General features: G+C 55.6%; 23 protein-coding genes. 16 read left to right on the forward strand and 7 right to left on the reverse strand.

Going from position 1 to position 24968, the window contains the following annotated elements; all coding sequences use genetic code 11:
* The first annotated feature begins 7 nt into the window (after positions 1-7).
* The 8 genes from BN3911_RS03890 (at position 8) to BN3911_RS17140 (ending at position 9806) form a co-directional block, all read left to right on the forward strand.
* Complete coding sequence (locus BN3911_RS03890; RefSeq protein WP_066861618.1) at positions 8-1435, forward strand: glycoside hydrolase family protein; 1428 nt, start codon at positions 8-10, stop codon at positions 1433-1435.
* Positions 1436-1502: 67 nt separating this feature from the next.
* Entirely contained in the window at positions 1503-2429 is a 927-nt protein-coding gene (locus BN3911_RS03895; RefSeq protein ID WP_066861620.1) for an ABC transporter permease, read from the forward strand.
* A gap of 16 nt (positions 2430-2445) precedes the next feature.
* Positions 2446-3354, forward strand: coding sequence for a carbohydrate ABC transporter permease (locus tag BN3911_RS03900; RefSeq protein WP_242871070.1), 909 nt, complete (start codon positions 2446-2448; stop codon positions 3352-3354).
* Between the two features lie 40 nt (positions 3355-3394).
* On the forward strand, positions 3395-5221 hold the full coding sequence (locus tag BN3911_RS03905) for an extracellular solute-binding protein (RefSeq protein ID WP_147578514.1): 1827 nt from the start codon (positions 3395-3397) through the stop codon (positions 5219-5221).
* A 553-nt stretch (positions 5222-5774) separates the two neighbouring features.
* Positions 5775-7058, forward strand: a complete 1284-nt coding sequence (locus BN3911_RS03910) for a hypothetical protein (RefSeq protein ID WP_066861626.1) — start codon at positions 5775-5777, stop codon at positions 7056-7058.
* Positions 7055-7912: a carbohydrate ABC transporter permease gene (locus BN3911_RS03915; protein WP_066861629.1), complete on the forward strand. Its 858-nt coding sequence runs from the start codon at positions 7055-7057 to the stop codon at positions 7910-7912. The genes BN3911_RS03910 and BN3911_RS03915 overlap by 4 nt, the downstream gene beginning before the upstream one ends.
* A 2-nt stretch (positions 7913-7914) precedes the next feature.
* Entirely contained in the window at positions 7915-8697 is a 783-nt protein-coding gene (locus BN3911_RS03920; protein ID WP_066861632.1) for a carbohydrate ABC transporter permease, read from the forward strand.
* Positions 8694-9806: a hypothetical protein gene (locus BN3911_RS17140; protein WP_147578515.1), complete on the forward strand. Its 1113-nt coding sequence runs from the start codon at positions 8694-8696 to the stop codon at positions 9804-9806. Before BN3911_RS03920 ends, BN3911_RS17140 begins: the two co-directional genes overlap by 4 nt.
* 445 nt (positions 9807-10251) lie before the next feature.
* Here the strand turns inward: BN3911_RS17140 and BN3911_RS03935 are convergent, their stop codons facing one another.
* The 7 genes from BN3911_RS03935 to BN3911_RS03965 form a co-directional block, all read right to left on the reverse strand.
* The gene (locus BN3911_RS03935) at positions 10252-10812 is read right to left on the reverse strand and encodes a hypothetical protein (RefSeq protein ID WP_066861641.1); all 561 of its coding nucleotides are present in this window, start codon (positions 10810-10812) and stop codon (positions 10252-10254) included.
* A 20-nt stretch (positions 10813-10832) separates the two neighbouring features.
* Positions 10833-11600, reverse strand: a complete 768-nt coding sequence (locus BN3911_RS03940; protein ID WP_066861643.1) for an RNA polymerase sigma factor — start codon at positions 11598-11600, stop codon at positions 10833-10835.
* A gap of 39 nt (positions 11601-11639) precedes the next feature.
* A complete protein-coding gene (gene prmC / locus BN3911_RS03945; protein ID WP_066861646.1) occupies positions 11640-12509 on the reverse strand; it encodes a peptide chain release factor N(5)-glutamine methyltransferase in 870 nt (289 codons plus the stop codon).
* On the reverse strand, positions 12506-13444 hold the full coding sequence (locus tag BN3911_RS03950) for a DUF1385 domain-containing protein (protein ID WP_066861649.1): 939 nt from the start codon (positions 13442-13444) through the stop codon (positions 12506-12508). The genes prmC and BN3911_RS03950 overlap by 4 nt, the downstream gene beginning before the upstream one ends.
* A gap of 7 nt (positions 13445-13451) precedes the next feature.
* Complete coding sequence (locus BN3911_RS03955; RefSeq protein ID WP_147578516.1) at positions 13452-14921, reverse strand: HAMP domain-containing sensor histidine kinase; 1470 nt, start codon at positions 14919-14921, stop codon at positions 13452-13454.
* Between the two features lie 110 nt (positions 14922-15031).
* The gene (locus BN3911_RS03960; RefSeq protein WP_066861654.1) at positions 15032-15736 is read right to left on the reverse strand and encodes a response regulator transcription factor; all 705 of its coding nucleotides are present in this window, start codon (positions 15734-15736) and stop codon (positions 15032-15034) included.
* A 33-nt stretch (positions 15737-15769) separates the two neighbouring features.
* Positions 15770-17146, reverse strand: a complete 1377-nt coding sequence (locus tag BN3911_RS03965; RefSeq protein WP_066861657.1) for an FG-GAP repeat domain-containing protein — start codon at positions 17144-17146, stop codon at positions 15770-15772.
* Between the two features lie 265 nt (positions 17147-17411).
* On the opposite strand from BN3911_RS03965, the gene BN3911_RS03970 reads away from it, so the two are divergent.
* The 8 genes from BN3911_RS03970 (at position 17412) to accB (ending at position 24967) form a co-directional block, all read left to right on the forward strand.
* Entirely contained in the window at positions 17412-18146 is a 735-nt protein-coding gene (locus BN3911_RS03970; protein ID WP_066861660.1) for a 16S rRNA (uracil(1498)-N(3))-methyltransferase, read from the forward strand.
* Between the two features lie 69 nt (positions 18147-18215).
* Positions 18216-18944 carry an elongation factor P 5-aminopentanone reductase gene (gene ymfI, locus BN3911_RS03975; protein WP_066861663.1) on the forward strand — a complete coding sequence of 243 codons (729 nt, stop codon included), beginning with the start codon at positions 18216-18218 and terminating at the stop codon, positions 18942-18944.
* 195 nt (positions 18945-19139) lie between these two features.
* Positions 19140-20096, forward strand: coding sequence for a 3-oxoacyl-ACP synthase III family protein (locus tag BN3911_RS03980; protein ID WP_066861665.1), 957 nt, complete (start codon positions 19140-19142; stop codon positions 20094-20096).
* A 26-nt stretch (positions 20097-20122) separates the two neighbouring features.
* On the forward strand, positions 20123-21067 hold the full coding sequence (locus BN3911_RS03985) for a nitronate monooxygenase (RefSeq protein WP_066861668.1): 945 nt from the start codon (positions 20123-20125) through the stop codon (positions 21065-21067).
* Positions 21055-21966, forward strand: a complete 912-nt coding sequence (fabD, locus tag BN3911_RS03990; protein WP_066861671.1) for an ACP S-malonyltransferase — start codon at positions 21055-21057, stop codon at positions 21964-21966. The genes BN3911_RS03985 and fabD overlap by 13 nt, the downstream gene beginning before the upstream one ends.
* A gap of 56 nt (positions 21967-22022) precedes the next feature.
* Positions 22023-22760: a 3-oxoacyl-[acyl-carrier-protein] reductase gene (gene fabG / locus BN3911_RS03995; protein ID WP_066861673.1), complete on the forward strand. Its 738-nt coding sequence runs from the start codon at positions 22023-22025 to the stop codon at positions 22758-22760.
* 159 nt (positions 22761-22919) lie between these two features.
* Positions 22920-24155 (forward strand): beta-ketoacyl-ACP synthase II, encoded by a 1236-nt coding sequence (gene fabF / locus BN3911_RS04000; protein WP_066861675.1) that lies wholly within the window; start codon positions 22920-22922, stop codon positions 24153-24155.
* 362 nt (positions 24156-24517) lie between these two features.
* Complete coding sequence (gene accB, locus BN3911_RS04005; protein ID WP_066861677.1) at positions 24518-24967, forward strand: acetyl-CoA carboxylase biotin carboxyl carrier protein; 450 nt, start codon at positions 24518-24520, stop codon at positions 24965-24967.
* The last annotated feature ends 1 nt before the right edge of the window (position 24968 follow it).

Below are 24968 nucleotides of genomic sequence, written 5' to 3' on the forward strand. Positions count from 1 at the left end.
GATTTCTATGCAGCTGTTTTACCGGCCTGGAAAGGCTGTTTTGGGGGACATGATTCCCTTTTATGACGAGGGGAAATGGAAGCCATTCTATCTGAAAAACACCCGGGGCAACGACGGCCCTGACTGTGAGGGCGGCTGGCACATGCTCACCACTGAGGATCACGTGCATTTCACGGAGCACCCTACCCATATCAAGGGAGGCACGGGTTCCGTACTCAAAGTGGATGAGGTTTACCACATGTTCTACTGCACCTTTCTCGACAACCCCCGCAGGCAGTTTATCCGGCACGCGGTGAGTACGGACCTGGACGTCTGGACGCCCATCGAAGAAGAGGTGCTGCCGGCGGATGGGGAGATCTACGACCCTGCTGAATGGCGCGATCCCTTCGTGTTTTGGAATGAGGAAGAGGGGCAGTGGTGGATGATTATGGCTTCCTCCGTATTGGGAAAAACTGAACGCCGGGCCTGTGTAGGGCTTTGTGTTTCCCAAGATCTGCATCACTGGGAATACCGGCGACCCCTCTACGCGCCCATGGCGGCGGCAGGAGCCTGCGAGTGTCCCGACCTGTTCCGGATGGGGGATTGGTACTATCTGGTCTATTCCAATTACTGCGACCGGTTCCAGACCATGTACCGCATGAGCCGCTCCCTTTCCGGCCCCTGGATCAGGCCGGAGCAGGATACCTTTGATTCCCGGGCCTACTATGCAGCCAAGACGGGGACGGATGGAAAGCACCGGTATATCTATGGCTGGAATCCCACAAAGGAACTGCCCAAAAAGAATTTCAACCCAGCGAACAGGATCAGCCAGGACTGCTGCTCCTGGGATTGGGGCGGCAATCTGGTGGTCCACCGGGTGCTTCAGAACCCGGACGGGACTCTCCGGGTGGTTCCCGAGGAGCATGTGGACGCGGCGCTGAAGACAGAGCACAGGATCGAAGCCGAACCGGTGCTGGGAAGCTGTGAAATCTCTCCCTGGGAGATCCGTATCAACGGGGACTGCGGGTTTGGCGGGGTGCTTCTGAACCCGGTGCCCCGGCAGTGCAAGCTGGAGGGCGAACTGAGTTTTTCCCCCGGAACAAGGCGGTTCGGCATTGCCCTGCAGATGGATGAAAATTTCGATGTGGGGTATTATCTGACGCTGGAACCGGGCCGGAACAGGCTGGAATATGTCTCCGGCATCCGGTTCCTGGGAGACGACGGGCAGGGCGGGAAGATGTTCCCCTATGCGGTGGAGATGGAACGGCCGTTCCAACTGCAGCCGGACACCTTCTATCCCTTCAAAATTTTTGTGGAGGACAGCGTCCTGGTGGTCTATTTGGGAAACGAGATTGCCATGAACGCCAGAATGTACGACCATGCCGGGCGCAGGTTCGGACTCTTTGCCATTAACGGCCGGGCTGAATTTAGAAATGTGAAGCTTTACACGGAATGATGGGTAGAAATTAAATTTTTTTCAGAGGGAAAAGGGTGCAAGGCCATAACAAAAGGGGGCTATCACGATGAAAGTAAAGTCGGGAAGAAGAGGAACAGCAAGAAGGGTGTTGGAAAAATGGCAGCTCTATGTATTGCTGCTGCCCGCCCTTTTATGGCTGGCGGTATTCGCCTACTATCCCATGTACGGCCTGCTCATTGCCTTTAAAGACTACAAAGGCAGGATGGGAATTCTGGGCAGCCCCTGGGCGGCCCCGCTCTTTAAGCATTTTGAAACCTTTTTCAGCACCAGCATTGCGGTAAACGCCATCTGGAACACGGTGATTGTCAGCCTGCTGACCCTGGCGGTGGGATTCCCCATCCCCATCATCTTCGCCCTGCTGCTCAATCAGATCCGGCACGCTAAGCTGCGCAAGACAATTCAGACGATCTCCTACGCGCCCTATTTTCTCTCCACCGTCATCATTGTCAGCTTGATTTCCATGCTGTTCTCCGCGAACGGGCTGATCAACGGGATCATCACCGATCTGGGCGGAAGCGAGGTGTTTTTCACCAGCCTGCCGGAATGGTTCCGGCCCCTGTACGTGGGGTCATCGGTCTGGCAGAGCATGGGCTTCAACGCCATCATCTTCATCGCCGCCCTGGTAGGCATCAGCCCGGATTATTATGAGGCTGCCATCATGGACGGGGCCACCAGGTTTCAGAGAATCCTGCGGATTGATATCCCTCTGATCCTGCCCACCATCATCCTGATGCTGATTCTCAATGTGGGGAACATCATGAACGTGGGGTATGAAAAGGCCTTCCTGATGCAGAACAATATGAACACGACCGTCAGCGAGCTGATTTCCACCTATGTGTACAAAGTGGGCCTGCAGCAGGCCCAGTACAGCTTTGCCACGGCTGTGGGCCTGTTCAACTCCGTCGTCAACTTCATTCTGCTGGTGACTGTCAACTTCATCTCAAAGAGGTTCAGCGACATCAGCGTATTTTGAAAAGGGGGGAAGCGCAGTGAAAGAACATATCCGCAGGAAAGGGCCCATCCGCCAATCGGCGGGAGACCGGGCGTTCAACATTGTCAACGCCGTTGTCATGACCCTGATCACGGTTGTGATCGTCTATCCACTTTACTATGTGCTGCTGGCCTCCATTACGGATCCGGTGATCGTCAATTCAGGCAAGCTGCTGTTTTACCCGGAATCCCCCTATTTTGAGGGATATGCGAGGGCCTTTGACTATGCGCCCCTGTGGACCGGATACGGCAATACCCTGAAATATACGGTGGTGGGAACCGCCGTTGCCCTGCTCTGCACCATCCCGGCGGGGTATGCGCTCTCCCGGATGGATTTGCCGGGCCGACGCGTCATCATGTTCCTGTTCACCTTTACCATGTTTTTCAGCGGCGGTATCATCCCGCTGTATCTGGTCATCAAGAGCCTGCACATGTACGACACCATCTGGGCCATCGTGCTGCCGGTGGCGGTCTCCGCCTACAACCTGATTGTATGCCGCTCCTTCTTTGACACCGGAATCCCCACGGAAATGCTGGAAGCCGCCCGTATCGACGGCTGTACAGATTTCAAATTCTTCTTCCGCATTGTGATTCCGCTCTCCTCCACCATCATCGCCGTGATGTGCCTGTTCTATGCTACGGCCCTGTGGAACATGTTTTTCAATCCCCTGATGTTCCTGTCCGGGAAGGAGAATATGCCCCTGCAGGTGGTGCTGCGGGATTTGGTACTCATGAACCAGGCAACCTCCATGACCAACAACGCGGAGGAAATCGCCATGCGTCAGAAACTGGTGGAGCAGCTTAAATACTGTATCGTCGTGCTTGCCGCTGCGCCGCTGCTGATCGTCTACCCCTTCCTGCAGAAATATTTTGCCAAGGGCGTGATGGTGGGCGCGGTAAAGGGCTGAGCACAGAAGATAGATTAAAATATGATTGGAGGAAATCGAAATGAAAAAGAGAGCACTGTCCCTTCTGCTGGTACTCAGCCTGCTCGCGGCCCTGATTGGCTGCGGGACAAAAGAGGCAGGGGAGAGCAAAGCAAGCTCCGGAGGGACCTCAAAGCCGGGAAGCGAATCCTCTGCGTCAGCCGCGGTGGATGAGAGCAAGTATCCCGGGCTTACCGACCAGGAGAAGGAAGCTGTGGAGCTGGGGCTTTTGAACCTGGACGGCACCATGCCCATCATTCCGGATCCCGACGCTTTCGAGGAAAAGTACGGAAAAATCAGCATGTTTGTCCACTACACGGGCGGACGCACCCGTCCGGTAACGGAGCTGGAGATTGTGAAGATTTGGGAAGAGCTTACCGGAATCCGTTTTGAGTGGGAGGACGTCCCCTATGACGGCGTTGCGGAGAAGATTAACCTGATGCTCTCCGCGGGAGGGGATGACCTGCCGGACTGCTTCTATAACTTTGTGGACGGACAGTCCAGCACCTTTGTCATTCAGTACTCCGACCAGGACGTGTTTATCCCTACGGAAGAGCTCATCGACAACTATATGCCCAAATACAAGGAGCTGCTGGAGAGCAAGGAAGAGTACCGCCTGGAGGCCACGGCGCCTGACGGACATATCTATGGTTTCCCCTATATTGAGGAGATGTTCGGCCTAGTGCTTACCCCCGGCCCCTTTGAAATCAATGCCGACTGGCTCAAGCAGGTGGGCAAGGAGATGCCCACTACGGTGGATGAATGGGTGGACTGTCTCAAAGCATTCCGCGACGCTGGAGACCTGAATGGCAACGGCAAGGATGACGAAGTGCCCTTGGCAACGCAGTTCGGCCTGCATGACACCTTTGGCTCCAACGACCTGTTCTACCGTTTTACCGGCTGCTTCGGCTTAGCGGATTCCTACTGCGGCGGCAACAAGTATGCGGATCACCTTTGCCTTGACAAGGACGGCAAGGTCGTCTTCTCCGCCATGGACGAGGCTTTCCGCAAGACCGCGGAATTCTTCAACATGTTGTGGAACGAAAAGCTGATCTGGAACGGCTCCTTTGAGGCTGACACCAGCCTTTCCTTTGAGAATTCCCTGCTCAAAGAAGATGTAGCTACAGTGGGCTCCTTCAGCACCTGGGGCGGAAAAGCCTCCATCTCCAACATAGACGTGCGCAACCAGTACGACAGCCTGCCCCGCCTGAAGGGCGAGAGCGGCAGCACCGGGTTCCGCCTGAACTATTCCGAGCTGCAGGATACTTCCAATACGGCGATCACCACCAACTGCAAATTCCCCCATGCCATTGCCCTCTGGGTAGAGGCTATCGCCGCGGATCCCAAGCTTTCGATCATGTCCAACTGGGGCACGCCCGGCGCGGTCTTTATTGAAGAGGAGGACGGCTACCTGACAAAACCCAAGGATGAAAACGGGAACCATATCCCTCAGGGCGAATTTGCAGACGGGAAGAACTCTCCCCGCGAAAACACCACCCCCTGCCGCGGTTCCTTTATCATTAAGGACGCTTATTTTGACACAGTGGCCGATTACGACGCCCCCACGCTTCTGGAAGGTCAGAAAAAGGGCGGTAAGGAAGAAATCCTTGAAGAGTATGCCGATACCGTTCTGCCCCGTGTGCTGACCACAGTGGAAGAATCCTCCCGCCTGTCTCAGATTCAGCCCACAATTTCCGATATTGTGGACCGCTATGTGGCGGATTGGACCATCAACGGCGTGACGGATGAATCCTGGGAGGCTTACAGGAATGAGCTTACGGCCGCCGGTGTCGAAGAGCTGATTCAAATTTGGCAGACTGCCGTAGACCGGGCAGCCTCCAACAAGTGAGGAAACCCGAACGCCTGCCGGCAGAATCTTTTACATGCACTGCCATAGTATTTAGAAATACGGAAAGCCCTGCGTTTCAAGGAAGCGCAGGGCTTTTTCCATTCCATTTTCCCCCATTCCCGTCAGACTGCCCAAGGCCATGGCCGCCTGCCGGAAACGGCTGGGAGCCCTCGCGCCTGTGAGCGAATCGGCCTGTCGGCAAACAGCCTGCCGGAGGCGGAAGAAGATTTTTCAGCGGTGAACAAAATATATGTTGCATTTTCTTGTCAAAAGATATAATTTTTTAAATAAATATTGACAAAATATAGAGATAATGATATTTTATTATTAAAATAGTTTACAAAAAAGCGTACCGCAATTGTGGAGGCAATATTATACGAATAAGTATTGCGAAAGTGCCAATTTGATACGGCAAACTGAAAATATAGTCTAAAAGGATAGATACTACATCTGAATTTTATTCAAATGCGCTGGCATACAGAAGTTATACCCGTTTTTATGGCGGCGTCAAAATCCAATTATTATCGGTTCACTTTAAAGGAGGGAGGCTGCGATGAGAAAAAGACGAGTTTTATCCCTCACTCTGGCAATCCTGCTGTCACTCTGCCTTTCAGGGTGTGAAAACGACGGGAAGGAGCGTGACGGCGGGGTAAAAGAGATAACAGAGCTCACCGTCTGCATGGATTCCAGTTCGGAACTCGTTGACTGGGCAAATTTTTTCAGCGACCTCCAGAGGGCCTGCAGGGGGCGGAACCTGCCTGTAAAACTGAAGGCGGTTACCTTCCCGGAAAGCGCGGCGGAACGGGAGTCTAAAATCAGCGCCGTGCAAACGGAAATTATGGCCGGAAAAGGTCCGGATCTGTTTTTTGTATCCTGTTACGATCCGCTTCTGTATCCTCCGCAGCAGCAGCTTTTTATGGAGCCTGAACGGGTCATGCAGGCAGGCGTTTTCCTCCGGTTGGACGAGCTGCTTGAGCAGAGCCGTACGTTGGATTTGAGCCAATGCAACGAAACGGTTATGGAGGCAGGCAGGAGGGAAGAGGGCCGCTTCCTTTTGCCGGTCAGCTACGAAATCCCCCTGGTAATTTTGGACGGCTCCATGCTGAAGGACACAGAATCTGCACAAATGACGGCGCAAGACGCCGTGGACAGCGGAGACGAGCTGGTGGGGCAGGCGTTTCGGTCCACGGTATTTGCGAGCTGCTCCGCTATGTTCGGAAAGCTGGCCGATTATGACGCGGGAAAGCTTTTGATTTCCCAGGAGGAGCTTTCGAAAGGGATGAAGCTGCTGTGCAGTATGCCGGAAGAGAGCGGCTTCACATCGGGGCTTTTGGCCTACGGCACAGCCAACTATGCCTTTTCGGCCCAGGCTTTTCTGCGGGAAAACGCGGCGCCGGTCTGTATGGCGGTTTGCAACAATACTGGGGGCGTAACGGCAACCGTCACACAATTCGCCGCAATTAACAGCAACACGGACAACCCGGAGACGGCGTTTTCCGTGCTGGAAGCTTTGCTGAGCGAGGAACTGCAGGGCGCCGGAAGCTGGAGGTTCGGCAGTACCGGGATAGGGCTGTCGGTGAATGACAGCCTTATGCAGGACATGATGAATCAACATCCATATGCCGGCGCGGAGGGCTTTGATGACCGGCAGGTGACCGCAGAGGAAGCCGGGAAAATACAAAAAATTTGCAGTATGGTGAATGCTGTAAACTTTAAAACAGAACTGGACGGTGATCTCTATGCCTTGTATCTTGCCTGCAGGGGCAGGCCGGATTCGGAGATAGAGGCCGAGGTGAAAGAGGCATACCGTAAAATGCTTATGAAGGTGGCGGAATGAAACGGGGGAAAATAGGGCCGATTATGATAGCGCCCATCCTGATGGGAAGCCTGGTGTTTTACATCCTTCCCTTTTTTCTGGTAATTCAGCTTTCGTTTTCCCAGGGCTACGGGCGAAGCAGAGCCTTTGTAGGGCTTTTGCAGTACCGAAAGCTTTTTGAAAACAGCATGTTTCTGCTTGCTTTTCAAAACACATTAAGGTTTCTCGGCATCGGTCTGCCGCTGATACTGGCGGTTTCCTACCTGTTGTCTTTCCTGCTGAAAAGCTGTGCTGGCAGGAGACGGATGATGCAGGCCGCCCTTTTGCTGCCCTATATCATGCCGGTGGCGGGAACCGTGATGCTGGTACAATTCCTCTTCTCACAGGAGGGCCTTATGAACCGGGCTTTGTATACGCTGGGGCTGCCTGTTGCGGACTGGCTCCATTCCGCTTACGCCTTTCCCATAGCGCTGGGGCTATACCTGTGGAAAAACATGGGCTACAGCACCCTCCTCCTGCTGGCTGGCCTCGCTGCAATTCCAGCGGAACAGTACGATGCCGCAGAATTGGACGGAGCGTCGTCCGTCAAAAAATTCTGTTATATCACCACGCCCCAAATGTGGCATTCGCTGTTCATCGCCACTGTCTTTTCCGTTATGAATGCCTTTAAATGCTTTCGGGAAATATTCCTCATTGGCGGGGAACATCCCGATGAAAGCGTCTATATGCTGCAACATTTCATCAACAACAGCTTTCAAAATCTCAACTACTCCAAACTTGCAGTAGCGTCAGTCCTGTTCTATCTGCTCGTTACCGTTTTTTTCGGTGCGTTTTACCTATGGATTGAGCGAAAGGGTGCAGCAAAGGAGGGCTGAAGATGGGAAGGAACAAACTGCAGCTTCTCAAAAGAGGCGCTGTTGGGCTCGTGGGCGTTACGGCAATCCTGCCGTTTTGCTATCTGCTGGTGACTGGCGTTTGGAAGCCGTCCAGCGGATTCACGGTTCAAGGCTATTATGAGGCCTTTTTGGCTTCTCCCAAGTATCTTCTGCGCTTCTGGAAAAGCCTGGGGCTGTGCCTATGCATTGTTGTCGGGCAGCTGCTTGTATCCATATTCGGAGGCTTTGGATTTGCGAAGTGCCGTTTCAAGGGGAGAAGCTTCCTTTTCTTTCTGCTGTTGAGCATCATGATACTGCCGCTGCAGGTAACTCTTGTACCCAATTATATGGTTTTGGAAGGAATGCGCCTGATTGATACGGATTGGGCGCTGTTGCTTCCGGCGATCTTTGCGCCGCTGGGAACCTTTATCATGACGCAAAGCCTGAAAGCGGTTCCCGATGAGATGATAGAAGCGGCAGAGCTGGATGGAGCCAATGTGCTGAAAACACTGTTTTATGTGCTCGTTCCCATGAGCAGAAGCGGCTGTGCCTGTGTGCTGCTGCTCTCTTTTATGGATGGATGGAATATGGTGGAACAGCCGATTGCCTATTTGAAGGATTTTGAGCAGTATCCGCTGATTGTGGCTCTTTCCTACGTTCCGCCGCAAGATAATATGGTGCAGCTTGCATGCTGTGTTATGGTGCTTTTGCCTCCGCTTTTTCTATTTCTGCATTTCACGCAGGAGCTGGCGGAGGGGATCGCTTTAGCGGGGATGAAGGGATGAAAAGAATAACCTGTATTTCCGGACTTGCAGTCATGCTGTTGATTTCCTGTACCATCATTTCTTTTTTTATAGAGCGTCAAATGCTGCCGCAGGCGATCCTCGCAGAGTCCAGGCCGGTGGAGGGTGAGCATGAAAAGATACTGCTGCCGAGCCCTGCGGTGAAAGAGGATGGGGGAGGAACTTATGTACTCATGGCAGAGACAGGAGATAATTGGGAAGAAGGGCTGCGGGTAAAGCGCATTCCAGCGGATCGCCTGGAGCGAAAGGGAGACCTGGTGGTGACAAACGCTGCGGGCAAAGGGCGGTATGTGGTCTATGCCACCAAACCGCTTTCGGATGGGCAGGAGATAGGCGGGGAAAGTCTGGGCGGAACCAGAAGGGACCGGTATCTTGTGGTTCCAAATTCTGAAGCACAGCTGCCGGAAACCGCTGGGGCGGGAGGCTTTGCACTCTTGGAGAAAGAAGAGGGCTTTTTTCTGTTGGCTGATGACAGCTCTTCCCGCCCGTTTATGGAGGAAAGGACCCAGGAATTGATTTTTGGCGAGAGACTAGAGAATGTGCGGGTATTTAGTCTTCAGGATGCAGAGTACTTTTTCAGTTGCCTGCCCCTGCTTGCCGCCGCAGCCTTTTTGGCGTTTCTGCCGGGAGTGCTGTGGTGTGCCGCCTGCCGGGTGCTTTCCTGCGGCAAAAAAGGGATAGCCTTCTGTATCGGCGCTTTCGTTTCGGCGCTTGCCTGCTTTTGTGCGCTTCCCCTGTTGCTGGGTTCTGCCAGTCTGCCGTCGTCCCTGCTTCCGGAAGACAATCTCTTTGACCTTGCCCATTACGGCCATGAGTTTTCTGTCATTTTCGCCTGTCTTGGGGAATCGTCCTTGTCGGAGACAGGAGAGTTCCTCCATGGATGCCAAAAAAGCAGCTGCCTTGCAGGGATGATCCTTGTATGCGGATTCTTATTGTCAGCGGGGCTTGTTGCTTTTGAACGAATCAAATTCCCCCGCTGCCGACCTCCGGGAGCTCCTGTTCGGGAACGGATACTTCTTCTCCGTCCAGGGAGCGCCAGAGGCTGCCGGGGTCCAGCGGACGGCGCAGCTTATAGAAACCGGCGCCGGTGAGAAGCAGGTCGCCGTTTGCGCCGAGATGCACGGTCTCCGAGGAGCCGTCCGCCCGGGAAAAGCGCAGGTACAGGCCGATGCCGCCGCAGGGTACGTCGTCGTTGGAGGCAGCCCGCTGAATTTTCAATTGTTTCAGCTGTGAGGAAGCGAGGCGGATGAGTTCCGGATCCCGGGTCTCTTTTTTCCAGGCGTCTGCGGGCACGCCTCCGGTATACGCTTCCAGAAGCACCATTCCCCCCGCATCCCAATCCAGTTCGGGAATGCCGCTGCCGCTGCATCCGGCGGGGATCCAAACCAGCGCCATCAGGGCGAGAACCGTTTGAACAAGTTTTTTTACCATAGAAAGAGCCTCCTTTCTGCTCTATAGATGCAGAAAGGAGGCTCTTTTGTTGGCGGTTTCATTTATTTGCCGCAAATTTTTCTGTGGTTCAGACGGATGACGACGTTACTCCGCCGCCTGATCGGAAAAGGTAATGGTCACTGCAATACCCAAATCACAGCTGACATCCCGAAAATTCTCTATGCCTTCCGTTTTCAGAGCAGATTGACTGCTTCCCCATTTTACCCATAAAGGGATTTCCCGGTTCAGCTCAATCCGGGTGGGGGAGGTCAGGCGGCTGGAAGCGGCTGTCTGCGCCGCCGAGAAATCTACGGGGCAGGGATAACTGGACTTGGTATAACCGCTGCCCTCTGTCTGATAGAGATCACAGGCGTACTCATTGAGCCTGAGGCCCAGCCGGGTTGATTTCCCGTTCATGGCGCCGGATACCTTCCCGGCGCTTGCCCACTCTCCATCGGTGCAGCTCCAGAGATCAATGGAAACCGATTGAACCGTGTCGTCCGTCCGGTAGTCGAAGAACATGAGCTCATCGGAAAAAAGGTCAAGGACTTCCTGGGTTTCCTCTGAAAAGCCGCTTACGGAGATGGACATGGTATCCTTCTGGTTTCCGCAGGCTGTGAGGGAAAGCAGGAGGATTAGGAGCAAGGGCAGAATCCGTTTTTTCATGGAAGGGGTCTTCCTTTCTCTTATTTTATCGGTTTGTCTGCGGCGTCCACCGCAGATTTTCTGCGTTTTCGGACAGTACGCAGAAGGGGGAGGAAAAGAATCAGAAACAACAGGGCGGGCAGGGCGAAACAGAAAAAGGGAAAAATCTCCAGGGAAGCGGGCGCAAGAGGCGCGGCGGAACCCTCCGCACCGGCTGCGGGCTCTCGAAGAAGGGAGGGCACGGAAGCCAGGGACAAGGCCAAAAAGAGAAAAAATGCCGCCAGGTCTCCCCAGAGCAGCCGAAGGCTGTGAACGGCGGCGTGATATTTCCAGCGCACAGTCCCGGCGGGCAAGTGCAGAGATTCGGCAATTTCCCGGTGTGTGAAGCCGCCCAGAATCTTGAGGGTGACAATCTCCCGGGAAATCCCGTCCAGAGGCTGTACAAGCTTCCGGTATGCCTCCAAATCCAGGAGTTGATCCAGCTCAGAGCGGGGATCGGGAATATCCGCCCAGAATTCAGGGCTGGCAGAAGATTCCCGGTTCTTTTTGCGCAGGATGCCCAGCGCCTCGTTTTTGGTTATCACGTAAAGCCAGGTGTTCTCCCCGGAGGCGGGGAAAGCGTCCATCGGCAGAAGAAGCAGCTTAGTCATAACCGTTTGGGCGGCATCCTTGCCGTCTTCTTCATTTTTCAGAATGGAAAGAGCCACAGCAAACACGCGGTGGAAATAACAGCGGTAAAGTTCCTCAAAGGCTGCGCCGTCGCCGTCTTTGACACGGCTCAGCAGGGTAGCGAGCTTGGATGGGTTCAAAAAGAGGACTCCTTTCCGCAGTAACTGGCCAAATACCGGTCAGACCCCGGCGGCGCCGGCGTGTACTGCGAGCACCACACGGTCCAGGCCGGCCCAGTCCTGGCAGACACGTATGTTTTCCAAAGGATGGGCAGAAAAAATAGTGCATACCTGTTCCGCCTGCGTTTCACCGATCTCCACAGCCAGAAGACCGCCCGGTTTCAGCAAAGGGACCCAATGCTCAGCAATGGCCCGATAGAAGAGGAGGCCGTCCTCGCCGCCGTCCAGGGCCATGGCGGGCTCCCGGAGGACCTCCGGCTGGAGCTGGGAAAGCTCTTCCCGCTCAATATAGGGAGGGTTGGAGGCAATGAAATCCAAAGCGCCGTGGGAGAATCGTAGAGTGGTGTCCGGGAGCAGGACGTCCGCCTTCTGTACCTGGACATGATACTGCGGGTAGGCATCCAGGTTTCTTTTCAGAAAAGAGAGGGCAGTTGGAGAGAGCTCCAGACAGAGCGCCTCTGTGTCCGGAAGCAGGGAGCACAGGCCCAAAGCCACAGCGCCGGTGCCGGCACACAAATCCAGGCCTCGGGGGGCAGGGACGCCCCGGAGCCCCGCTGCCAGTTCCTCCACGAGAACGGCGGTGTCCTCCCTGGGAATCAGAACCCCTTCTCCCACCTGCAGCGTCAGGCCCATGAACTCCCATTGGCCCAGCAGATATTGAAGGGGCCGCCGGGCAGCCCGCTCTTTGACGGCGCGGCAAAAGGCGGCCGCAGCTTCTGATGGGGGCGTCCTGTTCCCATACAGTGCGATCCCGGCCCGGTCCAGGCCAAAGAAATGGGCGCTGAGTTCTCCCGCGTCGAAGTCTGGAGAATCAAGCCCCGCGTCTTCCAATATACGCCGTGCCTGACGGTACAGCTCCTGTACCGTCACCGGATGAGATCCTCGCCGTTTTCAGGGATGACGGCCTCCATGGCGGCAATGGCCGCCTCAATCATCTTGTCGTCCGGCTCTTTTACCGTGATGCGCTGTACCCACAGGCCCGGCGCCGTGATGATACGGGACAGGAGATTGTCGTGGCGGGCGCAGGCCTTTTGGAGCTCATAGCCGATATTCATAATCACCGGGATGCACAGCAGCTTGGCAAAGGTGCGAAGAAAGGGGTTGGAAAAGGGGATGAAAAAGCCCACGATGACGCCCAGCAGCAGCATGAGAATCAGAAAGCTGGTTCCGCAGCGGGGATGAAAGCGGCCCTGCAGCCGCACATTTTCCACAGTAAGGGGCAGGTCGTTTTCATAACAGAAAATGGTCTTGTGCTCCGCGCCATGATATTGAAAGGTACGTTTGATATCGGGGACCAAGGAGACCAGCAGCACATAGCCGAGAAAGATGGCGATGCGCAGCACCCCTTCGAAGAGGGACCGCCAGCCGGAGATATCGGAGGCAACGGCGTCCTGAAGCAGGTTAAAAAGCACAGTGGGCAGGAAGAAGAACAGTAAAATGGCCAGCCCGACGCCCAGAATGGAGCCGACGGTCATAATGACGCCGGTGAGCTTGTCCCCCAGATGCTCTGTAAGCCATTTGTCCACACCGGTCAATTCCTCTTCCTCTTCGCCGTCTGTCAGTTTGTCGGCGGACAGGGAAAGTGCCTTATAGCCCAGGCGGAAGGAATCGATGAGGGAAAAAATGCCGCGGATAAAAGGCTTGCCCAACAGGGGATATTTCTTGGTAAGCCGCTGCTCTTCAATGTCCTCTGTGGTGATCGTCCCGTTTTCATCGCAGAACGCAGCGGCGGTGCGGGTAGGACCCACCATCATGATGCCCTCCATCAGGGCCTGACCGCCGATCGTCGTAATTTTCTTTGCCATTCGCTTCTTAGTTCCTTTCCTGTATTTGTTTCAAAATTTCCTGGGTTTTCACCAGGCTTGGTTTTTCCTCCAGGGTTCGGCAGGTGGGCAGAGAGATGGTGACTGTGGTACCCACGCCTTCCCGGCTCTCCACAGTGAGGCTGCCGCCGTGCAGCACGGAAATTTCATCCGCAACGGCCAGGCCGATGCCGGAACCCCGTACCAGTTGGTTTGCCTTATAGAATTTCTTCTTCACATTGGGCAGGTGCTCTGCCGGAATGCCGCAGCCGGTATCACGGATTACCACCTGAATGAAGCCGTCTGCTTCCTTGGGGGAAACGGTAATCGTACCGCCCTCCCCGGTATATTTCAAAGCATTGTCAATGATGTTGACAAATACCTGCCGCAGCCTATCTACGTCGCCGTAGACAGGGGACAAAACTGTGTTTTCCTCATAGTTCAGCTGCTTGTGCTCCGTGCGCGCACGGTCCGTAAACATATAGACCGCTTCATCCAATTCAGCCAGAATGTCGATTTTTGAAACCATCAGCCGCAGGCGGCCGCTCTGCAGACGGGAGAAGTCCAGCAGTTCTTCAACCAGGCCGGAAAGTCGCTCCGACTCCCGGATAATCACGGATATGCCCTTTTCCGCGGTTACGGGATCTGCGCCGTCGTGCAGGGTTTCGGCCCAGCCCTTGATGGCGGTAAGCGGGGTGCGCAGCTCATGGGATACGGAGGAGATGAAATCATTCTTCATGCGCTCGGTGGCGCCCAGCTCAGAGGCCATGTCGTTGATGGCTTCGCAGAGCTGGCCGATCTCGTCGTCCTTGCTCTTTTCAATGCGCACCTCAAAATCGCCCTGTGCAATCTGTTTGGCGGTAGCGCTCATCTGGCGGATGGGCGTCACAATGGAACGGATGAAATACATGCCGGAAAAGGTGATCAGCAGCATAATAAAAAGCCCTACCGCCACCAGGGTGAGAATGACAACAGTGGTCTGCTGGTCCGCCCGGTCCATGGATACCATATACCGGATGGAGCCGATCAGGCTGCCGGAGGAATCCCGCACCACGCGGGTGATGGCCATCACCTTTTCCCCTGTGTTCAGCCTGCCGATCCATTTGCCGGAATTGTTTTCGCTCTTCAGGGCCACGTTGTAATCCGGCATGGACTGAGTCTGGTCCGGCGCAAAGCCGGTGGAGGTGATGTATACCTTGCCGTTCTTGCTGAGAGCCATAATCTCTATCTTGTTCTTATCCCGGAAATTTTCAATGTAGTCCCGTGTGATGGCGGTAAATTCCGAGGCGTTGTGCCCGCCGGAACTGCCGGAGAGCATGTTCAGCAGCTCATCCACACGGCCTGTCAGCACCAGTTCGATACCGTTATAGGCAGAGCTCTGTACCATCAGGGACAGAGTGACGATGGAAACAGTGAGGATGACAAAAACGATGCCGATGGTGTTGATGAACCAACGGCGGGAAATTCCTTTTCGGATCACGGACAGGCCTCCTTTCCGCCGGATAGTGCCAGCCTGCATGCAGCTGCTTGAAAAAGGGGACGGTACAGAACGCCGGGCAAACGCCGGCCCACGATTTGCTCAGTGGCTGCCTAGACTTCCCAGCGGTAGCCGAGCCCCCAGACCGTGACGATATGCCGGGGGTTGGAGGGCTCATCCTCCACTTTCATGCGCAGACGGCGGATATTGACATCCACGATTTTTTCCTCCCCCACATACCCCGCGCCCCAGACGTGCTTCAGGATATCGCCCCTGCTCAGGGCTACGCCGGGGTTTGAAAAGAAATATTCCATGATCTGAAACTCCACCTGGGTGAGCTCCACAAGTTTTCCGGACTTCAGGAAGGAACGGTTGCGCAGGTTGAGGGCAAACTCGCCGGAGAGCAGCTCATCCCGGAGATTGTTCTCGCTCTTCTCCGCAGCCAAAGCCACCCGCCGGTACACCGCGTCCACCCGGGCCACCAGCTCAGAAGGAGAGAAGGGCTTGGTCACATAGTCGTCTGCGCCCATCATCAGACCGCTGACCTTGTCCATCTCCTGGGTTCTGGCGCTGAGGAGGATGATTCCGATAGAACTGTTTTTCCTGCGCAGTTCCTTGCATACGGCCAGGCCGTCCATGGCGCCGGGCATCATGATGTCCAGTACGGCCACGTCAAAATCACCGTTCTCCCGCTCGTAGAGCGCCATGGCTTCGTCGCCGCTGGCTGCCTCGAAGGCGTGATAGCCGGCCCGCTCCAAATTAATGACCACAAATTCCCGGATGTTCTGTTCGTCTTCTGCAACCAATATTTTTTTCATTGTATCGTCCTTTCCGGCCGACTGCGGCACAGATTATTCCGAAATCAGTCTGAAATTCTGTTTGACCCGGTCAATGGCGTAAGAATATTTGGCGTCTGAAGTGAGTACCTGGATGCCGTAAACCAGGTCGCTCTGCAATGCCAGCAGTTCGTATCCGCTGGTCTGGCCGCGGCTGTCCCAGGCGGACTGGGTGAATACCCGGATGCTGAACAGCGGAGCGCCCAAAAGCGGCATTTCCCCATCCTTGCCCGGAATAACTTCGGTGTAGGTAACGGTGCGTTTCGCCACATCGTTTGATGCGGAAATTTTTCCCTTGAGTCCGTAGGGAAGTTCAAACCAGTAGTTTTCCACGGGGTTCATTAGGGCGCTCAAAACGGAACGAGCCCCGTCCTTTTCGTCATAGACGCTCCAGGCCACCAGAAAACTGGTGAAATCCGGAGTGACAGAGTCGGCTATCCCAGGCAGAAGCGTTGTGACGGGAATCTCCACAACGCCGTCCCCGTTGATGTCCCTTGAGAGAAATGGGGCGGCGGCGGGCCGGGAAAAAGGATTTTGATAGGTTTCGGAATTGACACCTGAAGGCAGGTTTACCAGCCTCCCCCGGACTGGGTCGATCACGAAGATCTGGGTGGTCATGCTGCCGTCCGCCTTGACGCCGTCCAGAACGATGCCGCTGAGCTCGGGATACAGCCTGCCAAAGGTGACGGCTGAATAACTGGTGATGGAATTGTCCGCATCCGCAGAGAAAATTTCCTGAATGGCGCCGTCCCGGTAGGCATAGACCCGCCCCTTCGCGGGGAGCGCTTCACCGCCCTCCTCGGTTGGAGCTACATATTTGTCGGCGGTGAACAGCTCGTCCACCCCGTCATCGTCAAAATCCGTCACGGTCATCTCGCCGTAGGAACCGAGAGTGTACTCGGTGATATCCCCGGCGTCGTCGTAAAGATAGGCGCAGACCTGTGCAGTGCGGCCCGTCACCCCGGAGGTGCTGCCCCAGCCGATCAGCACGTCGGACCGGCCGTCCCCGTTCAAATCCCCGAAGCAGACACGGTCCACCTGTGTTGCCGGATTTCGGGCGGTGAAGACGGTTTTCCAGACGTCTTCCTCCGATTTCACCAGAAACTGTACCTCTACGCTGTCGTCCTCCAGGGCACAGAAGCCGATGGCGTCTTCCCGGCCGTCTCCGGTGAAATCCCGCATGATAATGGCCGAGCGGTATTCACCGGACTTGGGGTAAATGAAAGTGATGTCCTGGCGGCTTCCCTGCAGAAGCTTATGAATGCTCTGCTGGTCTATGTTGGATTTGGGTGGGGACATGAGCGCCTGTGCGTCGAACATGACAAAGCTGCAGCCTGAAAGCACAGCGCACAGAAACAGTGCGGCAAGCAGCGCGGATATCCTTTTGAGCACAGAACTCCCCCTTTTTTATTTGCAGGTTTCAGCCAGAAGCACGGGAAATATCTACGAAACAGTATAGCATATTCCCGGCTAAAAATCATTAACAACTTCTCAAACTTTCTTTTGAGCCGGGCGGCTGTCTGAAGAAGGAAATATACGCGCCGCAGGAAAGGCTTAAAAACTCTGGGAGAAGGGAGAAAATACACGGCCTTGACAAGGCGGGAAGGGAAGGTTAGAATACCAGAGAAAAGCATCAGAAAACGGGAGGGGGCGCAGGATGCCGCGTTTTTTTGTGAAGGGGAAACCTTCAGGAGAATATTGGATCGGCGGAGAGGATGGGCGGCATATTACCCGTTCGCTGCGGATGAAGCCGGGAGAGCGCCTCACGCTTTGCGACGGAGGGGGTTACGATTATCTCTGTACTCTTCTGCACTGCGGCGAGGAGGGGGCGCTTGTCACGGTGGAAGAAAGCCGGAAGACGGCCAGCGAGCCGGAGACCAGGGTGACCGTGTGTCAATGCCTGCCCAAATCGGATAAACTGGAGACTGTGGTGCAGAAGGCGGTGGAGTTGGGAGCCTGGGAGATCCAGCCGGTAGAGAGTTCCCGCTGTGTGGTGAAGCTGGACGGCAGAACGGCGGAAAAAAAAGTGGCCCGTCTGCAGAAGATAGCGCTGGAAGCGGCCAAACAGAGCGGAAGGGGGATTGTCCCCCAAGTGCTGCAGCCGGTTCCGCTGCGCAGGGCGTTGGAGAACGCCGCCCGGGAGGGAGAGCTTCTTTTTTTCTATGAAGAAGGCACGGAAAGCCTTCGGGAAGCACTGAAAAATACAGGGGAAAGGCTGTTCCTCTTTGTGGGCCCAGAGGGCGGCTTTTCTCGGGAGGAAGCGGAGCTGGCGGCCTCTTTTGGGGCAAAGCTGCTGACGCTCGGCCCGCGTATCCTGCGTACGGAAACGGCGCCTGTAGCGGCGCTCGCAGCGATATTTTACGAGAAGGGCGACATGGAAATTTCCAGGTGAGCGCGGGATCATCCTTTATGATGACCAAGACGGGGCGCAGAGTGGAAACAGGAAAGGTGGAGCGTAGGAATGAGGAAAAATGTACTCATAACGGGGGCTTCCGGTGGGATCGGTTCCGCGCTGGCGCTGGCGTTTGCAGAGAGAGGCTACGGAGTGGCAATGCAGTATCACAGCAGGGAACAGGCGGCCCGGGAAACTGCGGAGCGGATCTGCTCTGGGGGAGGCACGGCGGAGATCTTCAGTGCGGACATCTCCCGTGAGGATGAGGTGGAAGCCCTGTTTGACGCGGCGGAAAGCAGGCTGGGATTTCTGGGGGTGCTGGTGAATAACGCCGCCATCTCCCAGAAGGGGCTTTTTACAGACCTCACGCTGGAGGAGTGGAACCGAATTTTTGCGGTCAACTGCACAGGCGCGTTTCTCTGTTCCCGCCGGGTTTTGCCGGAAATGATCCGCAGAAAAGAGGGCTGCATTCTCAATATCAGCTCCATGTGGGGACAGGTAGGGGCTTCCTGCGAGGCGGCCTATTCCGCCTCGAAAGCGGCGCTGATCGGCCTGACCCAGGCCCTGGCCAAGGAAGAGGGGCCTTCGGGAATCCGGGTGAATTGTATTGCTCCCGGCGTGATAGGCACGGCGATGAACGCAGACCTCAGTGAAGAGGACTGGGCGGCGCTCAGGGAGGAAACGCCTCTTGGACGTATCGGAACGCCCGAAGAGGTAGCACAGGCGGCCTTGCTGCTGGCGGAGAACCGCTTCATTACCGGTCAAACGCTGGGTGTCAACGGAGGGTTTGTCATTTGACAAATCCTCCCTTATCTTATAAAATAATAGGGTTAGAATTTTCCCGGAAGAAGTCTCTGAAAACCCGGTCGAACCAGACGGAAGAGCGTCGAAACGAAACGAAGCGTGACTGCAGTTTCAGCGGCGGCTCTGCCGGAGCCTTCATGAGTTCGGGATTTTTCGATCACATTAAGACGGAAAGAGGAACAAACAACCATGAGCTTTCAGATATTGGGCACGGGCAGCTTTACGCCGGAAAGGGTGGTGGAAAACGAAGAGCTTTCCAATTATGTGGAGACCTCGGATGAATGGATCACCAAGCGAATCGGCGTGAAACAGAGGCATGTCTGCACGACGGAAACCACGGCGGATATGGGGGAGCAGGCAGCAAGAAGGGCGTTGGAAAATGCCGGTGTGAGGGCGGAGGAGCTGGATCTCATTATCGGCGCCACTATCAGCGCCGACACCATCTCTCCGGGGCTTGCGGGAATGGTGCAGAACCGTATCGGCGCGCACTGCCCCGCGTTCGACATCAACGTGGCCTGTCCGGGTTTTTTGTTCGCTTTGGATACGGCGGCAGGTTTCTTTGAGAGAAAGACAGTGAAAAAGGTTTTGGTGGTCAGTTCGGAACGCATGAGCGGACTAGTGGATTGGACAGACCGGGGAACCTGCTGCATTTTCGGCGACGGCTCTGGCGCGGCGGTGCTGGGCGAGGGTGACAGCTACCTGGCTTCTGAGCTGCACACCAAGGGAGGCGAGGATGTGATCGCCATTCCCACCTGGTGGAACAATTCCCCGTTCTATCAAAAGGAACTGAGAAAAAATTGTGTCTTTATGCAGGGCCAGGAGACTTATAAATTTGCCGTTACGGCCATGCCTGCGGACATCAAGGCAGTGTTGGAGAAGGCGGGGCTCCGGGGCGAAGACGTTTCCATTGTCATTCCCCACCAGGCCAATTACCGCATCATCAATGAAGCGAGAAAGCGCCTGCCTGAAATCGACCCCGAAAAATTCTGCGTCAACATTGACCGGTACGGCAATACGTCGGCAGCCAGCGTGCCCATTCTGCTGGACGAGATGAACCGGGCGGGAAAGCTCCGGCGGGGTGATATTGTGGTACTAGCGGCTTTTGGCGGCGGGCTTTCCAACGCCGCCTGTGTACTCCGCTGGTAAGCGGCTGAGAAAGGATGAACTGAATTATGATAAAAACGCCTCTATGCGACCTTTTGGGCATTGAATATCCCATCTTCCAGGGAGGGATGGCCTGGATTTCGGACGGCAAGCTGGCGGCTGCCGTGTCCAACGGAGGAGGCCTGGGGATTATCTCCGCCATGAATGCCGATGCCGAATATCTCAAAAAGCAGATAGACCTGGCCAGAAGCCTGACGGACAAGCCTTTCGGCGTCAACATCATGCTGATGTCCCCCTTTGCCGAAGAGGTGGCAAAGCTGACGGCGGAGGAAAAGGTTTCCGTGGTTACAACCGGAGCGGGAAATCCTTCCCGTTTTATGCCCATGTGGCTGGAGGCGGGCATCAAGGTGATTCCCGTGGTGGCCTCTGTGGGAATGGCGAAGCTGGTGACAAAAGCGGGCGCCGCGGCGGTGATCGCCGAGGGCGGAGAATCCGGAGGGCATGTGGGGGATCTCACTACCATGGTGCTGGTGCCCCAGGTGTGCAACGCCACGGATCTGCCGGTTTTAGCAGCGGGCGGCATCGGAGACGGCCGGGGCGTTGCGGCGGCTTTCCTGCTGGGCGCCGTGGGCGTGCAGGTGGGAACCCGGTTTCTGGTGGCCGAGGAATGCGGCGTTCACCCCAACTATAAGAAAAAGGTGCTGAAAGCCAACGATATTGCTACGATGGTCACCGGCAAACGGCTGGGGCATCCGGTGAGGCAGATCAAAAACCAATTCGCCAAGGAGTATGCCAAGGCGGAATACAGTTCAATTTCCGATGAGGAGCTGGAAAAGCTGGGCGGCGGCGCGCTGTACCGTGCGGCTGTGGAGGGGGACGAAAAGACCGGCGATTTTCTGGCAGGCCAGATTTCCGGCATGATCCATAAGGAACAGCCTGCGGCAGAGATCATCCGGGAGATGTTTGAGGGTGCGGAGGAAGTCCTGAAAGGAGCGGGAAAATGGGTAAAATAGCTTTCGTTTTCTCCGGCCAGGGCGCGCAATACGGCGGTATGGGAAAGTCCCTGTTTGAGGCGAGCGGCGCTGCCAGACAGGTCTTTGAAACAGCGGACTCCATTCGTCCTGGCACCTCGTTGCAGTGCTTTGAGGGAACCACGGAGGAGCTTTCCATTACCAGAAATACGCAGCCCTGCCTGTACTGCGTGGACCTTGCTGCTGCCAGGGCGCTGGAAGAGGCTGGGATTCATGCTGATTTTGCCGCAGGCTTTTCTCTGGGAGAGATTGCCGCGCTGACCTTTTCCGGCATCTTTACCGGGACAGAGGGATTTTCCTTTGTCTGTGCGCGTGCGGAAGCCATGCAGGAAGCTGCGGAACAGAATCCGGGCGCTATGGCCGCCGTTCTGAAACTGCCGAACGGGCAGGTGGAGCAGCTGTGCGGTGAGTTTTCGCAGGTGTGGCCTGTGAACTATAACTGTCCCGGCCAGCTGGTTGTGGCGGGAGAAAAAGAAGAGCTGGGGGCCTTCCGGCAGAGGGTGGCTGAAGCCGGAGGCAAAGCGGTCCCACTGGCTGTGAGCGGCGGCTTCCACTCCCCGTTTATGGCGAGCGCCGCGGAGAAGCTTGAGAAGAAGCTGGAAAGCGTTTCTTTTGGAACCCCGAGGATTCCGGTATTCGCAAACTTTAACGCACAGCCCTATGGGGAGAATGCGGGCGAGCTGATCGTCCGGCAGGTGAAGAGCCCGGTACGCTGGCAGGAGACGGTGGAAGCCCTGGCAGCTCAGGGAGCAGATACTTTTCTGGAATGCGGCGCGGGGAAAACCCTGTGCGGCCTGATCAAAAAGACTGTCAAGGGAGCGAGAGTTTTCCAGGTGGAAAATGCGGAAACCCTGCAGGCGGCTGTGGAAGCGCTGCTGTAAGGAAATAACAGAAATTAGCCGCGGCCCCGGAAAACGGGGCGGACAGGAGGTTTATTATGAAGCTGGAAGGAAGGCTGGCGCTGGTTACCGGCGCGTCTCAGGGCCTTGGAAAGTCCATTGCTCTGAAGCTGGCGGAAAACGGTGCGGATATCGCAGTGATCTATGTAGGGGACGAGGCGCCTGCGCTGGAAGTCTGCCGTGAGATCGAAGCCATGGGCCGCAGGGCAAAAGCCTATTTCTGCGACGTGCGGGATGAGAAGGCTGTGGAGGAAACGGTGAAGGCAGTGTCCAGGGATTTGGGCAAGGCGGACATCCTGGTGAATAACGCCGGTGTGACGCGGGACGGGCTGATGCTTACCATGAAGGATGAGGACTATGATTTGGTGCTGGATATCAACCTGAAGGGCGCCTTCCATATGATCCGCGCCTGCTACCGCGATTTCATGAGGAAAAGATACGGGAAGATTATCAATATCAGCTCCATTGCGGGCTTGGTGGGAAATATCGGCCAGGTCAACTATGCTGCCTCCAAAGCGGGACTGATCGGCCTTTCCAAATCGGTGGCCAAGGAGTTGGGCAGCAGAGGAGTCTGCTGCAACTGTATCGCCCCCGGCTTTATCGAAACGGCGATGACCAAGGATATCAAGGAGGATAATCCCCTCCTGCAGCAGGTGCCCATGAAGAAGATGGGCAAACCCGAGGATGTGGCCAATGTAGCGCTGTTCCTGGCCTCTCCGGAGTCCGATTATATCACGGGAGAGACAATCCGGGTGGACGGCGGACTTGCAATCTGATTTTTAGAGGTTGGAGGCTGGACGTTGGATTTTAGATAAGAGCTTAAGGCTCTTGGTTAATAGAGAACGACTGACAGCTGGTAAAGACGTCGGGAAATCGGTGTGCGGAAGCGCAGGATTGTCCCGCGGATGAAAAGTCTTTGGAAGGATGGTTTCAATTTGAATCGAGTAGTTATCACAGGGATGGGAGCTGTCACGCCGGTAGGAAATGACGTTTCTGCTTTCTGGGAAAGCCTGAAAACCGGAAAGTGCGGAATCGGCCCCATCACAAAATTTGATACCGCTGAATATAAAACAAAGGTTGCCGCAGAGATTAAGGATTTTGACCCGCTTCTGTACATGGAGAAGTCCGACGTGCGCAAATATGACTTGTTCTGCCAATATGCTTTGGCGGCGGCAACTCAAGCAGTGGAGGAGAGCGGTATTCGGGGCACTTTGCCTCCCGAACGGATCGGCACCTATTTTGGCTCCGGCATTGGGGGCATCAATACCTTTGCCCAAGAGGAACAGATTTTGCTGGAACGCGGTCCGCGCAGGGTCTCTCCGTTTTTTATTCCCGCGTTGATCATCAACATGGCGGCAGGGCTTATCGCCATCAAATATGATTTCCAGGGCGCGGCAATTCCCTCTGTTACCGCCTGCGCCACAGGCAATAATGCCATCGGAGAAGCTTACCGTGCCATTAAACACGGCTACCTGGACGCGGTGCTGGCCGGGGGTTCGGAAGCCGCCATTCTGCCCATTGGCGTGGCAGGATTTTCCAATATGAAAGCGCTCTCCACCACAGAAGACCCGGCTGCCGCCTGCGTGCCCTTTGACGCAAGGAGAAACGGCTTTGTCATGGGCGAGGGAGCAGGGGCGCTGATGCTGGAGGAATATGAACATGCAAAGGCCCGCGGCGCCAAAATCTATGGGGAAATTTGCGGATATGGTGTCACCTGCGACGCCCACCACATCACGGCTCCCCATCCGGAGGCAGTCGGCGGGGCCAGAGCTTTGAAAATGGCCTATGATGAGGCAGGCGGATGCAAGGACGCCTCAAAACTCTATGTAAACGCCCATGGCACCAGCACTCCGCTGAATGACGCCAGTGAGACGCTGGCCATCAAGAAGGGCCTGGGAGAAGAGACGGCCAGGAAGTGTATGGTGAGTTCCACGAAATCTATGACAGGGCATATGCTGGGCGCGGCCGGCGCTGTAGAAGCCATCGCCTGCATCCTGGCGGTGAAAGAGGGAATCGTTCCCCCCACCATCGGCTATCAGGAGCCGGATCCTGAATGCGATCTGGATTACGTGCCCAACGCGGCAAGAAAGGCCGAGGTGGAGCTGGCTCTTTCCGCTTCTCTGGGCTTCGGCGGCCATAACGCTTATCTGGCTTTCCGCAATGCAGACTAAAAGGCAGCGCCGGTGTGCCGCCGTTGGCGTTGCTTGCGGCGTACTGCCGCTGCGTTTTGCGTAACGATGGAGCTTGCATCACGCGAAATGGGGACAGCTTCCAGTCTATGTTGGACGGAAGCGTCGTGTTGCCCCGCGGAGTAAAAGTCTTTGGATTACCTTTCTTCAGAAAGGGAGTGGCGTCGGGAGGCAGGTGTCCGGAAGCGCCGTGTTGCCCTGCGGAGTAAAAGTCTTTGGGTTACCTTTCTTTAGAAAGGTAATGGCGCCGGGGAGCGGGCCAAAAGTTTGGAGAAGTCCGAAGTCGGAATAAAAGTCTTTGGTCACCTGTCTTACAGAAAGGCGACCAGAAAGGTTGAACAGAGATGGATGTAAAAGCGATTGAAAGCCTTGCGCGGATCATGAAGGAAAACGAGCTCAGCCTGCTGGAGCTTTCAGAGGAGGGTGTTTCCCTGAAGCTGGAGCGGAACCAGGGCGTCTGCTACCCTGTGCCGGCCACGCCGGAGGCTCCTGTCTCCGTTGTGTCACAGTTCACCTCCGCCCCTGCGACTGTGTCTGCATCCGCAGAGGAACTGGAGGGCACTCTGGTGCTTTCCCCTACGGTTGGAGTGTTCTACGCCGCGGCCTCTCCCGACAGCAAGCCCTTTGTGGAGATTGGGGATCGGGTCAAAAAGGGCGATGTACTCTGTGTGATCGAGGCCATGAAGCTCATGAATGAAATTCCTGCTGAAACGGATGGCGTCATTGTAGAAATTTGCGTGGGGAACGGCCAGGTAGTGGAGTATAACCAGCCCCTGTTCCGCATTAAAAGCTGAG

Source organism: Neglectibacter timonensis (assembly GCF_900048895.1).
GTDB classification, from domain to species: Bacteria; Bacillota; Clostridia; order Oscillospirales; family Acutalibacteraceae; genus Acutalibacter; species Acutalibacter timonensis.